Origin of the sequence: Amycolatopsis sp. Hca4 (genome assembly GCF_013364075.1) — a bacterium.
Taxonomy (GTDB): Bacteria; Actinomycetota; Actinomycetes; order Mycobacteriales; family Pseudonocardiaceae; genus Amycolatopsis.
In genome coordinates this window covers 1,666,303-1,680,499 of the sequence record NZ_CP054925.1, presented here as the reverse complement: position 1 = coordinate 1,680,499, position 14,197 = coordinate 1,666,303, and the positions used below count along the sequence as shown (strand labels likewise).

At 71.9% G+C, this 14,197-nt stretch carries 17 protein-coding genes and 1 pseudogene; 9 read left to right on the top strand and 9 right to left on the bottom strand.

What is annotated here, in order from left to right; genetic code table 11:
• Nucleotides 1-95: 95 nt before the first annotated feature.
• Complete coding sequence (locus HUT10_RS07360) at nucleotides 96-509, bottom strand: STAS domain-containing protein (RefSeq protein WP_254896737.1); 414 nt, start codon at nucleotides 507-509, stop codon at nucleotides 96-98.
• 382 nt (nucleotides 510-891) lie between these two features.
• Between HUT10_RS07360 and HUT10_RS07355 the strand changes: the two genes are divergently transcribed.
• A complete protein-coding gene (locus HUT10_RS07355; RefSeq protein ID WP_176170474.1) occupies nucleotides 892-1,635 on the top strand; it encodes an ATP-binding protein in 744 nt (247 codons plus the stop codon).
• Nucleotides 1,636-1,640: 5 nt separating this feature from the next.
• Here the strand turns inward: HUT10_RS07355 and HUT10_RS07350 are convergent, their stop codons facing one another.
• The 5 genes from HUT10_RS07350 to HUT10_RS07330 form a co-directional block, all read right to left on the bottom strand.
• Nucleotides 1,641-2,024 (bottom strand): STAS domain-containing protein, encoded by a 384-nt coding sequence (locus HUT10_RS07350; RefSeq protein ID WP_176170473.1) that lies wholly within the window; start codon nucleotides 2,022-2,024, stop codon nucleotides 1,641-1,643.
• 132 nt (nucleotides 2,025-2,156) lie between these two features.
• The gene (locus tag HUT10_RS07345; protein ID WP_254896736.1) at nucleotides 2,157-2,939 is read right to left on the bottom strand and encodes an ATP-binding protein; all 783 of its coding nucleotides are present in this window, start codon (nucleotides 2,937-2,939) and stop codon (nucleotides 2,157-2,159) included.
• Between the two features lie 129 nt (nucleotides 2,940-3,068).
• Nucleotides 3,069-4,157, bottom strand: a complete 1,089-nt coding sequence (locus HUT10_RS07340; RefSeq protein WP_176170472.1) for an ANTAR domain-containing protein — start codon at nucleotides 4,155-4,157, stop codon at nucleotides 3,069-3,071.
• A 215-nt stretch (nucleotides 4,158-4,372) separates the two neighbouring features.
• Nucleotides 4,373-4,675, bottom strand: a complete 303-nt coding sequence (locus HUT10_RS07335; RefSeq protein WP_176170471.1) for a hypothetical protein — start codon at nucleotides 4,673-4,675, stop codon at nucleotides 4,373-4,375.
• The gene (locus HUT10_RS07330; RefSeq protein WP_217709552.1) at nucleotides 4,650-5,555 is read right to left on the bottom strand and encodes an ANTAR domain-containing protein; all 906 of its coding nucleotides are present in this window, start codon (nucleotides 5,553-5,555) and stop codon (nucleotides 4,650-4,652) included. Before HUT10_RS07330 ends, HUT10_RS07335 begins: the two co-directional genes overlap by 26 nt.
• A gap of 959 nt (nucleotides 5,556-6,514) precedes the next feature.
• Between HUT10_RS07330 and HUT10_RS07325 the strand changes: the two genes are divergently transcribed.
• The 3 genes from HUT10_RS07325 to HUT10_RS07315 all read left to right on the top strand — a co-directional run bounded on the left by HUT10_RS07325 (nucleotide 6,515) and on the right by HUT10_RS07315 (nucleotide 8,802).
• Nucleotides 6,515-6,847: a helix-turn-helix domain-containing protein gene (locus HUT10_RS07325; protein ID WP_176170469.1), complete on the top strand. Its 333-nt coding sequence runs from the start codon at nucleotides 6,515-6,517 to the stop codon at nucleotides 6,845-6,847.
• Between the two features lie 125 nt (nucleotides 6,848-6,972).
• On the top strand, nucleotides 6,973-7,812 hold the full coding sequence (locus HUT10_RS07320; RefSeq protein ID WP_176170468.1) for a helix-turn-helix transcriptional regulator: 840 nt from the start codon (nucleotides 6,973-6,975) through the stop codon (nucleotides 7,810-7,812).
• A gap of 27 nt (nucleotides 7,813-7,839) precedes the next feature.
• Nucleotides 7,840-8,802 carry a hypothetical protein gene (locus tag HUT10_RS07315; protein WP_176170467.1) on the top strand — a complete coding sequence of 321 codons (963 nt, stop codon included), beginning with the start codon at nucleotides 7,840-7,842 and terminating at the stop codon, nucleotides 8,800-8,802.
• A 3-nt stretch (nucleotides 8,803-8,805) separates the two neighbouring features.
• Here HUT10_RS07315 and HUT10_RS07310 read toward each other — a convergent pair whose 3' ends face one another.
• Nucleotides 8,806-9,852 carry an NAD(P)-dependent alcohol dehydrogenase gene (locus HUT10_RS07310; protein ID WP_176170466.1) on the bottom strand — a complete coding sequence of 349 codons (1,047 nt, stop codon included), beginning with the start codon at nucleotides 9,850-9,852 and terminating at the stop codon, nucleotides 8,806-8,808.
• A gap of 97 nt (nucleotides 9,853-9,949) precedes the next feature.
• On the opposite strand from HUT10_RS07310, the gene HUT10_RS07305 reads away from it, so the two are divergent.
• Nucleotides 9,950-10,540: a TetR family transcriptional regulator gene (locus HUT10_RS07305; RefSeq protein WP_176170465.1), complete on the top strand. Its 591-nt coding sequence runs from the start codon at nucleotides 9,950-9,952 to the stop codon at nucleotides 10,538-10,540.
• Between the two features lie 96 nt (nucleotides 10,541-10,636).
• Nucleotides 10,637-11,440: a hypothetical protein gene (locus HUT10_RS07300; RefSeq protein ID WP_176170464.1), complete on the top strand. Its 804-nt coding sequence runs from the start codon at nucleotides 10,637-10,639 to the stop codon at nucleotides 11,438-11,440.
• A 61-nt stretch (nucleotides 11,441-11,501) separates the two neighbouring features.
• Here HUT10_RS07300 and HUT10_RS52095 read toward each other — a convergent pair whose 3' ends face one another.
• Nucleotides 11,502-11,924, bottom strand: a complete 423-nt coding sequence (locus HUT10_RS52095; RefSeq protein WP_368660837.1) for a hypothetical protein — start codon at nucleotides 11,922-11,924, stop codon at nucleotides 11,502-11,504.
• Between the two features lie 2 nt (nucleotides 11,925-11,926).
• Nucleotides 11,927-12,256, bottom strand: a pseudogene (locus tag HUT10_RS52090) (SDR family NAD(P)-dependent oxidoreductase); the annotation flags it as partial.
• Nucleotides 12,257-12,319: 63 nt separating this feature from the next.
• Between HUT10_RS52090 and HUT10_RS07290 the strand changes: the two are divergent.
• Genes HUT10_RS07290 through HUT10_RS07280 form a run of 3 tightly spaced genes read left to right on the top strand, consistent with a single transcriptional unit; the run spans nucleotide 12,320 to nucleotide 14,143 of the window.
• The gene (locus HUT10_RS07290; protein WP_176170463.1) at nucleotides 12,320-12,862 is read left to right on the top strand and encodes a TetR/AcrR family transcriptional regulator; all 543 of its coding nucleotides are present in this window, start codon (nucleotides 12,320-12,322) and stop codon (nucleotides 12,860-12,862) included.
• Nucleotides 12,863-12,903: 41 nt separating this feature from the next.
• Entirely contained in the window at nucleotides 12,904-13,488 is a 585-nt protein-coding gene (locus HUT10_RS07285; protein WP_217709551.1) for an isoprenylcysteine carboxylmethyltransferase family protein, read from the top strand.
• 52 nt (nucleotides 13,489-13,540) lie between these two features.
• Nucleotides 13,541-14,143 (top strand): TMEM175 family protein, encoded by a 603-nt coding sequence (locus tag HUT10_RS07280; protein WP_176170461.1) that lies wholly within the window; start codon nucleotides 13,541-13,543, stop codon nucleotides 14,141-14,143.
• Nucleotides 14,144-14,197: the final 54 nt, after the last annotated feature.

The window sequence follows — 14,197 nt, the reverse complement described above, 5'->3', positions numbered from 1 at the left end:
GATTTCGGCGATGGCCGGGAGCAGCGCTTCCCCGAACTCGGCGGGCCGGGCGACCGGGAAGTCCTGCTCGACCGGCAGACCTGGGCTGAGCGTCGTCAGCCGGCTTCCCAGATGGTCTTGACGCGGCTCATGAATTCGGAACGGCTGCCCGCGGCGATCGCGCCCATCCGGGTGCGGTAGCAGTCCAGGACCGCGTCGAACCGGGTGGCGTGCAGGAACTCCCGGACGGCGGGCCGGTCCCCGGTGACCACCCGCACGCGCGACATGCCGGCGCTTTCGTGCACGGCGAGGATCGCGCGCGCCCCGCCGACGGACAGGAAGGACAGCCCGGACAGGTCCAGGAACAGCACTTCGGGTGGGTACGCGGTGTTGAACAGCTGAGCGGCGGCCTGTTCGAGCTTGAGGGCCGTGCCCGCGTCGAGGTCGCCGTAGAGCACGAGGACGACGCCGTGGGAGTCGCGGTGCGACTGCACCACATCGAGCCGCTCGTGCCGGCTGGGCCCGGTCACGGCCGCCACTCCTTCGGTCTGGCGCCGGCGCCGGCGCTCGTCGCGAAGTCGTGGGTCATGGTGCCACACCGTCCCTGGGTCAGGTATGGAGGTCGTCGGCATGGATTACCCGATCGGGGGTGGCGCAAAACTGCCGCCAGGGGGACCGGATCCGTTGATCAAAGCCAGGAAAGCTTCGCGGCGGGCCTTTGCGGCAACCTGCCCCGGTCGACCCTCGTCGGTACCGCCCTCGATGTCACGGGTGCGGGGCAATGGCACCTCCGACCTTGGCCGGAGGTGGTCCGGTGGGCTAGCGTCGGGTCATCGGGGGCGTCGGTGCCGGCCAGCGCGGACTTCCGGCCCCCTGCGTCCCGCCGGCGGCCCGCGGCGAGACGGAGGCGCAGTGGAGATCGGGGTCGCGCTCGAGGTGAGCAAGCGACCGGCGAGCGCCTTGGTGACGGTGTCCGGTGCCCTCGACTTGGCCGGCTACGGTTTTCTCCGCGACGGGTTGCTCAAGGTCGCGGCGGACGGCCCGCCGCGCCTGGTCGCCGATCTCGACGCCTTGGCGATCGGTGAACTGTCGCCGTCGACGGTGTTCCCGTTCGTCGCGAAGCGGATCGCGGAGTGGCCGGGCATCCCGTTCGCCGTGGTCACCCGGCAGCCGCAGCACCTCGACGCCTTCCACCGCCACGGGATCGAGCGGTTCGTCCCGGTTCACCCGGATGTCGCCGCGGCGGAAACCGCGCAGAAGACACCGATCCGGCGCACGGCGCGCCGGGTCCTGCCGCGCGTCGACGACGCGACGACGCTGGCCCGGACGTTCGTGCGGGACCACGCCCTGCAGTGGCAGGTGCCGGAATTCATCGACGCCGGCACGCTGGTGGCCGGCGAGCTGGTCCGCAACGTCCTCGAGCACACCACGTCCGACCCCGACATCCGGCTCGACCTGCGCCGTCAGCTGCTGTCGGTTTCCGTGGCCGACGACAGCGACCGGCCCGCGGTGCTCATCGAGCGGGCCGACATCCGCGAGCCGGGCCTGGGGCTGCGCATCGTGGCCGACGCCGCGCGCGCGTGGGGGAGCAGCCACCGCTGGTCCGGCGGGAAGATCGTGTGGGCGGTCTTGAAGTCCGAACGCACGGAGTCCTGACCGCGCTAGTTCCCCGTGTTCTTCGCAGCGGGCTCGGTGAGCGGCAAAGCGCTGTCCAGGCAAGTGATCGCGAGCAAGCGGGCGATCGCCGCGGTCGGCCGGAGCTTCAGGCGGGTACCCGCCTCACCGGCCGCCGTGGTCAGGGCGAGCAGGGTGCGCAGTCCGGACGAGCCGCAGAACGTGACCGCGGTCAGGTCGATCGTCAGGCGCCACGGCCGGGCCGTCAGCACTTCACGAACCGTGGCCCGCAATTCGGGACTGGTCGCCAGATCCAGTTCCCCGGACACCGCCACGGTCACCACACCGGGCTCGTCTTCGGTGATCCGAACCTCGAACGGCACCGCGACCGCGGCGGCAAGCGGGACGCCGGAAGGACTCTTCTGCGGCATGGAACGCTCCAATTCCGTCGAACGGCCTCGAGGAATGTGAGACAGCTCGTGCTTGAACCGAATGGCTCACCATAAGCGATTCTCGCCCGGCGAAGAAGTGGAGCGGAGCCGACGAATGCCCGCCTCACCTTTTCAGGGGAACCGGGGCTCTTCTCCGGGACGGGTGCCGGTGATTCCGGCGACGGTCCGGGGCGCGAGCAAGGTCGCCCAGACGACCTTGCCGCCCGCCCACGTCCGGCTGCAGCCCCAGGCCCGGGCGAACTGGGCCACGAGTTTGAGGCCCAGCCCGGGTTCTGTCGGCGTGTACCGCTCGTGCAGCTCGGCCGGCCGCGGATCGTCGTCGGCGACGGCGATCGTGCAGATGCCCCGGCGGAGGTCGACGCGGACCTCGGGGCAGGCGCCGGTGTGCTGAAGAACGTTTTCCACCAGTTCGGTGACGAGCACGAGACCGTTGTCGATCAGTTCGGGAATGCTCCACGCTTCGCACACTTCGGTGACGAAGTCGCGGGCGAGACCAGGGGTCTTCTCGGAGCGGGGGAAGGTCCGGACCACCCGCCGGCGCACCGGATCGCTGAATCCGCGCTCGGCTTCGGCCGCGTTCCGGTGCACCGGTGCGTAGCGGGCCATCGGCAACCGGGCGAGCAGCGCGTGCTGGTCCGCCCGCTCGGTGACGAGCGCGAGCGGGATGCCCGGCCAGTCGCCCAGCCGCATGGCCACGAGGGCGAAGACGCTCAGCTGCGCGTCGTGGGCGAAGCCGAGCCCGGAGACGTCGGCGATCAGGCCGTCCGGCGCCTCGGTGGCGGCCTTGAGCAGGCCGTCGCGCACGGCGGAGTGGGAGCGCAGGTCGAGGGTGCCGGTCAGGGTGAGCACCGTCGAACCCGCCCGCCGGGTCAGTTCCATCTGCACTTCAGCCATGACCCTCGCCTTTCCGCAGCCGTCCGATCCGGCCGCAGCGTGACGCCAGGGGAGTGGCACGTCATCGTCTTCGTCCGAGCCAGCGTAGCCCGTTCCAGCCGGACCATGCGTGCGTGCTGACCCGCGGCGTCACTCACTGTCGACGGGCGCGAGCGTGGTGTGCTTGCGGACGAGGGTGGCGGCGATGTCGGCCAATTTGACGTTGAGGTCCTGGGAGGCGCGGCGCAGCAGGTGGAAGGCGGCGTCGGCGTCGATGCCCTGGCGGGCCATCAGGATTCCCTTGGCCTGCCCGATCACGTCGCGGGAGGCGATCGCTCGGCGGAGGTGGGTGCGTTCGAGGTCGGCGATCTCGGCGGACCGGGCCTCCTGGAGGGCCAGCGAGGCGTGGGTGGCCAGGAGCAGGGCGCGGTGGCGGTCGGTTTCGGTGATGCCGTCCCGGTGGGCGTAGATGTTGAGGGCGCCGCCGAGCCCGGCGCGTTGCGCGGGCAGCAGGGCGGGGGAGAGCACGGCGCCGAGGCCGTGGGCGGTGGCGACCGCGGCGAACTGGGGCCAGGCCGAGGTCCGGGCGAGGTCTTGGTCGAGCGCGTAGGCGGGGCCGTCGGGGTGGGCGGCGTCGAGGCAGGGCCCGGATCCGGTGCGGTACTGGATGTCGTCGAGGTCCGCGGCGATGTCGGGGATTTCGACCGGGGTGAAGTAGCGCCCGCCGGGGTCGCGCAGGGTGATGCTGACCAGACGGGCGTGCGGCACGACGATCGTCGTCGCGGCGACCACGTGCTGCATGGCCTGGCCGATGCCGGTGGCGTCCAGCAGGATCCGGGTGAGCTCCGCCAGCTGTTCGCCGAGGTGTCGTTCGCCGGTCGGGGCCGGGGCGGCGGCGAGGGCCGCTTCGACGCTGGCGTGCACCGGGAGTGCGCCTGCGGGCAGGCTGCGGTGCAGGATCGTGGCGTTGAGCGCGCCGGGGTCGAGCAGGACCGCCGCGTGGACGCCGTCCTGCGCGCGGAGTGCCGCGAACTCGCCGAGGGCCCGGACCCCGGCGGCGGACAGGAAGTCCACGTCCCGCAGGTCGAGCACCACGAGGTGCGGCGGTGGGAGGGTGACGGTCGCGTCGAGCAGCTTGGCCAAGGTCGCCTGCGCCGTTTCGGCACCGAGCGTCCCGCTCACCCGCAGGACGAGGGCGTGCTCGGCGTCCATCGCCACGACCTCGGCTCCGGCACTCATGGCTCACCCGCCCATCCCGTTATCAGGCCGGAATACCCGGCAAGGCGTGTTCGTAATCCGGCGACGAGGCGGCCGGCCCCCGAAGTCCGGTCAGCACTACCGGAATTCGTTGCGAGAGCCGGAAACCGGCGTGCCGGCCGCAGCGGACATCGCGCGCTTGGCCGCGACGCACGGGATCGACCGGTTCACCGGGCCCGCGGGAAGCGCGCTGCGGTTCAGCCGAGCTGCCCCGTCGTCACCCGGGCGTGGAGGTGCTGCAGGGCCGTGAGCACTTCGTGCTGGCGGTACCAGTGCAACCAGGCGCCGGTCTCCCGGCAGAGCTCGTGCACCCGGTCCCACTCCGGGCCGCCAAGGGCCGGACCCGGGACCTCGTGCAGCGTGGTCAGCACGCCGGCGCAGCCCGCGGTGCGGTGCTGGAGCGGGATGCTGCGGGCCGCGGCGAACCCGGCGCCGAGCAGGACGCGGCGGGTGGCCGGCCGGCAGTACAGCGGATCACGGGCGAGGGGAGCGCTGGTCACGGTCGCGGCCCCTGACCAAGGCGGCCGTGCACGTCGACTGCTCGCCTTCGAGGTGGGCGAACGCTTCGGCGAACTCCGCGCCGAGCCCGTGGCAGGCGGCCAGGCGCAACCCGGTGTCGGTATCCCCCGGCAGCTGCGCGTACCCCGCCGCCGCGCCGGTGCAGTCCAGCGTGGCGTGCAGCAGTTCCAGGACGGTGGCCGGAGTCTTCCCGGGCCGGTCGCGGGCGAAGCGCAACGGCGGCGCGGGGCGCTGCAACGGGCCGATGAGCCAGGTCCGGTCGCGCGGGCGAGGCAGTTCCAGGAGCGCTTTCGCCAGGACGAGCAGCTTGATGTTGTGGTGGCGAGAGGCGTACCGCAGCAGCCGGAACGCCTCGTCCATGTCGGCCAGCCGGTAACGCTCCTGCAGCACGCCGAGTGCCCGCGCGATGACCGGCCGCGTGGCGAGCTTCGTGCGCAGGTCGGCGAGTTCCTGCCGCAGCCGGTCGAGCTCCGCCGGTCCGTCCGGGGCGCGGCTGCGCAAGGCCTTCTCCGCCGCTTCCAGCGTCACGTAGGTGTCGAGGACGTCGGTGGCCTGTGCGGCGCGCAGGACCCGCAGCACGGTGCCGGCGCCGGTCACCACCCGCAGGCACCGGCCGTCGGCCGCCAGGGCGTCGGCCACGGCGTGCAGCTGCCGGACGCCGGGCGCGGTCAGCACGGTGACCCGGCTGAGGTCGAGCACGGGGTCCGGGACGCCGGCGGCCAGGTTCCGCACCCGGTCACCGAACCCGGGTCCGGCGTTCAGGTCCAGCTCGCCGGTCACGACGATGACCGGCCGCTCGCCGGCGGGAACTGCTTCGGCCGACCACAACGGAGTCCGCACCCCGCGCTCAGCTCGGTCCACGCGTGTCTCCTCACGCCGGAACTGCACGCCTACCCGGATTCGCGAACGGCGAAACCTCGGCCCGCCGAACAGGCCTCCGCAACCGGTCCCGGGTGCCCGGAGGTCGCGGCGGCGCTCGGCGAAGCTGCCGGTCCCTCTCCGGCCGGGTGGTGCTGTTCGCCGTGAGATGACCGGGCCGTCCCGGCGGGGCCGGGGTGGGTGGCGCCGGCGGCGTTGCGGCGGGCGGTGAACTTCATCGACGCGCGTGCCGGCCAGCCGGTGCGGCCGGCGGAGATCGCGGCGGGGACGGGCGCCCGGGCGTGCAGTACGCGTTCCGGCGTCGGTCTGCCGCCGTTCACCCCGTCGGGTCCGGTGGGCGGTCTGCGGTGGCTCTGGTCTGAACCGCCACGGACCTGGCCTCCGGAACTCGGGCCCGAGGGCCACTGCCTGGCGACTTGCCGCCATTCTGCTCCCCGGATCACCGGCGTGGCCAGTGGCGGAAGCCGCAGAGGGCTGTCGCCACACGTTCGGGTGAACGGAGGGCGCGGAGGGTTGTCGTCTTGGCCGCACTCGTCCGCGGCAGAAAATCTCCTCTGGCCGGAGTAGACATTCGATGACGGACGGGTGTAATCTTCTGCCCGTAGCGAGAGAGACAAGGTCATGCAGGCGCGGGAGAGGACGAAACTGCCCGCGAGGTCAAGCAGCAGTACCGAGTAAGTGGGAAGTACCGGAGAGAAGGGAACGGGAACATCATTGGATCGCCCGCGGCGGCGAGGTAGTGCCGCGCGGGTGCCGCAGTCCCATCGAGTTCGGAGGTGGTGCTCGGTCACGAATGAGCGATCCCCGCGAGGGCTGGTTCCCGGCCGGAAGCGGGTGCAGAACGCCGACGGTCGCGTCGGCTGACAATGGTGAAAATCCCTACCTTCGAGGACCCCGGGTGCCGCAGTGGCGCCCGGGGTCCTCTGTGATGCGGAGGTGGAATGATTCCTGACCGACCAAGACCGGCTGCGCCCGGTGCGGCCGACAAGTTCGACGACGAGCACTACCCCGCCTACACGATGGGCCGGGCCGCCGACCTGCTCGGCGCCACGCAGGGGTTCCTGCGCAGCCTCGACGAAGCCGGGCTGATCACCCCGCAGCGGTCCGCCGGCGGGCACCGCCGGTACTCCCGCCACCAGCTGCGGATCGCCGCCCGCGTGCGGGCGCTGGTCGACCAGGGCACCGCCATCGACGCCGCGTGCCGCATCGTGTCGCTCGAAGACCAGCTGCACGAAGCCCGGCAGCAGAACTCCCGTTCCCAGGCCGCCGACTGACGCCGTGGGTGTGCCGCCCTCACCGGCGGTACACCGGGGGGAACGGCCGGAAACGCACTTTCGCCCGGGCAAGGTGGTATCGGCAAGTCCTGGTTGGCCCCGGGCCCGAAGATCATGCTGGATCGGTGGAACGGAACGAACTCGCGGACTTCCTCCGGCGCCGGCGCGCGCTGCTGCGACCGGAGAACGTCGGGCTGCCGGCCGGTGCCCGGCGCCGGACACCCGGGCTGCGGCGCTGCGAGGTCGCCCAGCTCGCCGGCATGTCACCGGACTACTACGCCCGGCTCGAGCAGGGACGCGGCCCGCAGCCGTCCGTCGCGCTGCTCACCGCGCTGGTCCGGGCACTGCGCCTGGCGATCGACGAACGTGACCACCTCTTCCGCCTCGCCGGTCACCACGCGCCGCCCCGCTCCGGCGGTGACGAGCACGTCGGCCGCGGCCTCCTGCGGCTGCTGGACGGGCTGGCGGGCCTGCCCGCCCTGGTCGCCTCGGATCTGAACGTCGTGCTCGCGCAGAACCCGATGGCCGATGCGCTGCTGGGGGAGCACACGCGGTTCCGCGGTCTCGCCCGCAGCTGCACCTACCGGTGGTTCACCGGCCCGGACCTGCGCGGGCGGTACCCCGCCGAGGACCACGAGCACGAAAGCCGGGCGCTGGTGGACGACCTGCGGGCGACCATCGCGGCCCGTCCCGCCGATCCCGCGGCGGCACTGCTGGTCGAGGCGTTGCGCGGGGAGAGCGCGGAGTTCGCCGTCCTCTGGGACCGGCACGACGTCGCGGTCCGGCGCAGCGACCGCAAGCGCATCCGGCACCCCGCGGTCGGCCTCGTCGAGCTCGACTTCGACGTCCTGGCCACCGACCGGCAGGACCAGCGCCTGATCGTGTTCTCACCGGCGCCGGGCACCGCCGCTGCCTCCCGGCTGGAGCTGCTGGCCGTGCTCGGCCGTGAGCAGTTCACCTCGTGACCGGCCACGCCCGACCAAAGGAAAGTCATGTCTCCTCTCCGCCTGCGGCGGCTCACCGTCACGCTCGGCCTTGCACTGCTCGCTACGAGCGCGACCGCTCCGGATGCCCTTGCGGCGCACCGCACTCACCTGGGTGAGGTGCGGGTCGTCGCCCGCTTCGACCGGTCCGCGGGCCAGGCGGCCGAGAGCATCGCCGTGGAACCCGGGGGAGGCGTGGTCATCGGCATGATCCCCGCCCGCCAGGTGGTGCGGGTGGCACCGGACGGGGCAGTCCGGGTGCTCGTGACGATGCCGTTGCCGCCCGGCGGTGGCGGAACCACCCCGGTCGTCGGGATACCCGTGGTCACCGGGGTCGCCCGGTCGGAGCGCGGCGACGTGTACTTCCTCTACTCCTCGGGGGAGGGCGGCCTGACCGGGATCTGGCAGGTCCGCCCCGGCGCGCCCCGGCTCGTCGTGCCGCTGCCCGCCGACACGATGCCGAACGCCTTGGTCATCGACGGCGAGCGGGACCGGTTCCTGGTCACCGATTCCACCGGCGGGCGCATCTGGCAGGCCCCGCTGCGCGGTGGCGCGGCGTCGGTGTGGTCGGCGGACCCGGCGCTGGCGCCCGATGGCTTCTTCGGGGCCAACGGCCTGAAAGTCCACGACGGCGCCGTGTGGGCGAGCAACTCCGACCGCGGCACCCTCGTCCGCGTCCCGGTGGTGGCGGGCGGCGGCGCCGGCCGGGCCCAGGTCCGGGCCACGGGACTGGCCGGCATCGACGACTTCGACTTCACCGGCCAGGGCACCGAGATCCTCGCCGCGATCAACCAGGCCGGCAAGCTCGTGCGGGTCGGGCCGGACGGCGCCCGGGAGACCCTGCTCGACGCGGACGACGGCATGGAAGGGACCACCGCCGTCGCTGTACGGGGGACCCGGGTCTACGTCACCAACGGCGCCAACCTGGCCGGCGACAACCCGGACCTCCTGCTCGCGCAGCTGCGGCGCTGACGGTCAGGCCGGAGACTCCGGCAGATCGGACAGGTCGAGCACGAAGCGGTAGCGGACATCGTTGCGCCGCAACCGGTCCAGGGCTTCGTTCACCTGCGCCGACGGGAGCACTTCGACGTCGGCGGTGATGCCGTGCTCGGCGCAGAAGTCCAGCATGGCGGCGGTCGCGGGGCGGCCGCCGCTGCCGGCCGAGGTCAGCTTCTTGCGGCCCACGAGCAGGTCCATCGTCTCGACCGTGACGGGTCCGAGGTGACCCAGCTGGCTGAGGGTGCCGTCCACGGCGACCAGGCCGAGGTAGGGACCGAGGCCGTGCGGTGCGGAGATCGTGTCGATCACCACGTCGAACCGGTCCCGGGCGGCGGCCAGCTGCTCCGCGTCCGTGGACACGACGACGTCCTCGGCGCCCAGCCGGCGGGCGTCGGCGGCCTTGTCCGCCGTCCGGCTGATGACGGTCGTTTCCGCGCCGAGCGCGACGGCGAACTTGACCGCCAGGTGCCCGAGACCGCCGAGGCCGGCGACCGCGACCCGCGTGCCCTTGCCTGCTTCCAGGCTGCGCAACGGTTCCCACACGGTGATCCCGGCGCAGAGCAGGGGCGCGGCGGCGGCCGGATCGAGCCCGGCGGGCAGGCGGTAAGCGAACCGGTCGCGGACGACGTACTCGCGGGCGTACCCGCCCGCGGTCGTCGAGCCGTCGCGGCGGTCGGTGCCGCCGTAGGTCAGGGTGGGGAACTCGCGGCAGAAGTTCTCCTGGCCGGCTTCGCACATGACGCAGGCGCCGCACGAGTCGACGATGTTGCCGACGGCGACCGGGTCTCCGACGGTGAACCGCGTGACGTCGGAGCCCACCTCGGTCACGACTCCCGTGAACTCGTGCCCCGGGACGAGCAGGCCACCGGTGTGCGCGTCGAGGGAGTGGACGTCGGTGTGGCAGACGCCGCAGTAGTCCACCCGGACCGCGATGTCGTCCGGGCGCAGGTCCCGGCGGTGCAGGCGCACCTGCCGCAGCACCGCGGCGTCGCCGTCGGCTCTCCAGGCCGTGGTCATCCGCATGACTTCTCCTCCAGCAAACAGACTGTTCGGTCTATTTCACCGTAGCGACGGCTGCGGGAGAAGGCAAACCAACTGTTCTGTTTGGTAGGGTCGCCCGATGGCCGACCACCCCACGACCGCTCGCGGCACGGCGACTCGCGACCGCATCCTCGAGGCGGCGACCAGGGAGTTCGCCGAGTACGGGATCGCGGGCGCCCGCATCGAACGCATCGTGAGCGCGGCCCGGACCAACAAGGCGCAGCTCTACGCGTACTTCGGCAACAAGGACGGGCTGTTCGACGCGATCTTCTTCGCTTCGCTGGAACGGATTGTGAACGTCGTCCCGATCGACGCCACCGACCTCGCGGACTGGGCCGTGCGCCTCTACGACGAGTACCTGCGCCGCCCCGACCTGATCCGCTTGGCCACGTGGGCCCGCCTGGAACGGCGCCCGGCCGGTCACCTGGTCGCGGACGCCGACCGGCTCGACGACGAAAAGCTGCGCGCGATCGCCGCGGCGCAGGCCGAGGGGCTCGTGCGGCCCGGCGACCCGTTCGACGTGATGGCGGTGGTCATCGCCATGTCGATGGCGTGGTCGCCGGTCAGCAACGTCTACGCGGCGACCGCGGACGAGCCCCGGCAACGGCACGACGAACGCCGCACCCTGTTGCGGGAGACCGTGCGGCGAGCCGTGATGACGGCCCCGTGATCGGCCCGCGCCGCCTCGATCCGGCGCTCGTCCGGTTAACTGGATCGTGACAGGAGGGCGAGACCGGAGGTAAAGCGAGCGGCCGATGCTGGCTGCATGAGCGAAGCCGAGGTACCGCCGAAGACCGCCCAGCGGGCGAGGGGCTCGATGAGCCGTGAGCTGATCGAGCTGGCGGCGCTGTTCGTGGCCACCGGCGTGGCCGATCTGTTCGTCAGCACGTTGTCCCACAACCGCGTCGGACCGGTCCTGCTGTTCGCACTGGGCGGGCTCATGGTCGTCACCGCGGCGTGGCGGCGGTGGTGGACCCACCGCCCACGGGCGCAACGGGACCCGGCCGGCGGCGCTGATCCGCTGCGGGCCGGGGTGGCGTGGCGGGTGCGCGCCACGATGCGTGACGTGCCGGGCAGCTTGGCGGGCGTGACGGCCGCACTGGCGGCCCACCGCTACGACATCATTTCGCTGCAGGTACTGGCGGTCCCGGGCGGCGTGGTGGACGAGTTCTTCGTCCGGGCACCGAAAGCGGCCACGGCCGCGGACATCGCCACGGTCATCGAACTGGGAGGTGGCCGAGACGTCCGCGTCGTCCCGGCGGACGTGCACGAGTTCGTCGACCTGCCGACCCGCGTGCTGACGATCGCGGCCGCGCGGGAACCGGATCCGGTGCAGCTTCTCCTGGCGGTGTTGGGCGAGTGCGACGTCGAGAGGAAACCGTGGGGGCGCCGTGGGAAGGGTGCTGGTGAAGGCATCGACGGAACGGTGATGCGGCTGGCGGATCTCGACGGTGATCTCGTGGTGCGCAGGCCGCAGCTGCCGTTCACGCCGGCGGAATTCGCGCGGGCGAAGGCAGTGCGGGCGCTCCTGCGGCGTCTCACCTCGCCACCCACCGCCACGGCGTCGTGAACGTTTCGCTTGCCGGAGTATTCCGCCGTGCGACGCGAACCGGCCGCGGTCCGCGCTGCGGTCAGGCTCCGGTCAGGTCCGCCGACACCGTCCAGAGGCGTTCTGCGGTAGCCGGGTCGAGGGCCCATTCCTTCACCCCGTGCGGGTGGTCGGCGAGTTCGGCGTCATCCGGCACCCGGTACGCTTCCCGGCCGTCGTCGAGGTAGTGGCCACCGGTGTGGGCGAACTGCGGTGCGACCGCCGCGACGATGCTCGTGGCCGCTCCCTGTTCGACCGTCTTGTAGGTGAAGATGCCCGCGGCCTCGGCCGCGGCCAGGGATTCCTTCTGCGCCGGGGTGAAATTCCGCTGCAGTCCGGTGGCGACTCCACCGGGGTTGACCGCGTTCGCGTGGATTCCGTCGGCCGCCCAACGGCGAGGGCCGCGTGCAGACCCGTGGCCAGTGCGAAGTGGCCGAGGTGGTTCGTGGCGAACTGCAATTCCCACCCCCCTGCGGTGTAGGCCGGCCCGCCGGTGACGATGCCCGCGTTGTTCACCAGCAGGTGCAAGGGCCCCTCCCACTCGCGCGTGAACCGGCGGACGGACTCCGGGTCGGCGAGGTCGAGCCGGACGGCACGGGGCCCCGCGGCGGCGGGGTTCCGGACGGCCGGGGTCACCTCGGCTCCCGCGGCGGCCAGCGCCCGCGCCGTTTCCGCGCCGATCCCGGACGACGCCCCCGTGACGATCGCGCGGACGCCGGTGAGGTCGACACCGGCCAGGACGTCGTCCGCGGTGCTGGCCGCGGTGAACGGGGTGGTGATGAGCGGGGGAGTGGTCACGCGGCCGACTATACAGAATGAACAGAACTTGTATAGTGAGGGTAGAGGTCGTAGAGTGGCCGGATGAGCGTTTCCGAAGCTCCGGCCGAGGCCGGCCGCCGGGAGGCGGTGCTCGAGTCGGCACTGCTGACGTTCGCCCGGCACGGCTACCGGAAGACCTCCATGGAGGAGGTCGCGCGCGCGGCCCGGATTTCCCGGCCGGGGCTGTACTTCCTGTTCGCGTCCAAAGAGGACCTGTTCCGGACGGCGGTCACCCGGGCGATCGAGCAGGACCTCGCCGCGGCCGAGGAGATCCTCGCCGACCCCGGAAAGCCGTTGCGGGAGCGGCTGCTCGGCGCGTTCGACCGGTGGGCCGGCCGTTACGTCGGGCCGATGAGCCGGGACGTCCCGGAGGTGATCGAACAGAACCCGGACCTGCTGGGGCCGATCACCCGCACGGCGCCGGAGCGTTTCGAAGAACTCGTCGTCGCCGCGGTGGGCGGCGAAGCGGCAACCGGTGTCGCGCAGACGTTGATCAGCGCGTCGGTCGGGTTGAAGCACCAGGTGGAGACCCGGGAGGAGTACCTCGGCCGGCTGGCCACCGCCATCGGCCTCCTCGTGCGCTGAGCTTCCGCGGAAACAGTGCGTTCGGTGCGACAATGGCAACCGTGCTGGCAACCTTCGGGGAGTCGTCGGACGTGACCCGGGTGGTCATCTTCATCAGCGTCGGCGCCTTCGCGACGGGCGAGCTGGTGCAGGCGTTCCGCACGCGTCGCGGTGCGAAACTCGTCGATGTCCGCGCGGAGATCGTCTTCAGGGTGATGTTCTTCGGTGCGATCCTGTGGTGGCCGGTCGGCCGCGCGGTCTTCCCGGACGCCGGCATCGGCGGAGCATGGCGATTCCCGCTCGGGACGGTGATCGGGTGGCTCGGCCTGGTCCTGCGCTGGTGGTGCTTCGTCAGTCTGGGCAAGCACTTCACCGTGACGCTGCAGACAAGCGAAGACCAGCCCGTCGTGCAACGCGGTCCCTACCGGGTCCTGCGCCATCCGAGCTACACCGGCCTGCTGCTCGTCTTCGCCGGCGGCGGCCTGATCGCGGACAACTGGGTCAGCGCCGCGGGCGCCGGCGCTGTGTTGCTGGTCGCCCTGCTCTACCGCGTCCGCATCGAGGAACGCGCCCTCGAAGCGGTTCTGGGCGACCGCTACCGGCAGTTCGCCGCGAGCCGGGCGCGGCTCGTTCCCTTCGTCTGGTGATCGGCGGCGCGGCGGTGATCACAGCCCCGCGGGAGTGGTGTTTGATGTCCGCGTGGAGAAGAAGAAGTCGTCCGAGCGGCTGGTGTTCTTCACCGATGCCGTGGTCGCCATCGCCCTGACCTTGCTCGTCCTGCCGCTCACCGACCTCGTGCCCGAGCTGGTCGCCGAGCACAAGCCGGCGGTCGAAGCCGTCACGCACAACTGGTCGAAGATCGTCAGCTTCCTGCTCAGCTTCGTCGTCATCGGGCGCTTCTGGGGCGTGCACCACCGGATCTTCGAGCACGTGCGGTCGTACAGCCCCGCGCTGATCCGCGTCAACTTCTGCTGGCTGCTGACGATCGCGCTGCTGCCCTTCCCGACCGAGCTGATCGGCGCCTACCAGTCCGAGCGCTTCACCGTGCTGTTCTACCTCGGGACGCTGCTGGCCAGCAGCCTGTGCCACACGACGATGGTGTTCCTCATCCGCCGGGACCCGGACATCCGCGGGGACGCCGAACCGGTGTCGGACGAGGTGTTCTGGAACCACGCGCTGAGCTCGGTCGTCTTCGCGCTCGCGGTCGTGGTCGGGTTCATCAAGCCGCCTTTCGGCTATTACGTCCTGTTGCTCCTGCTGTTCCCGGCCCGGATCGCCTTCTGGCTGCGGGCGCGCCGGTAGGTCGTGCGCGAGAAAGTTCCGGGCTGAGGTACACGGGACGCCCGCGGCCGTCGT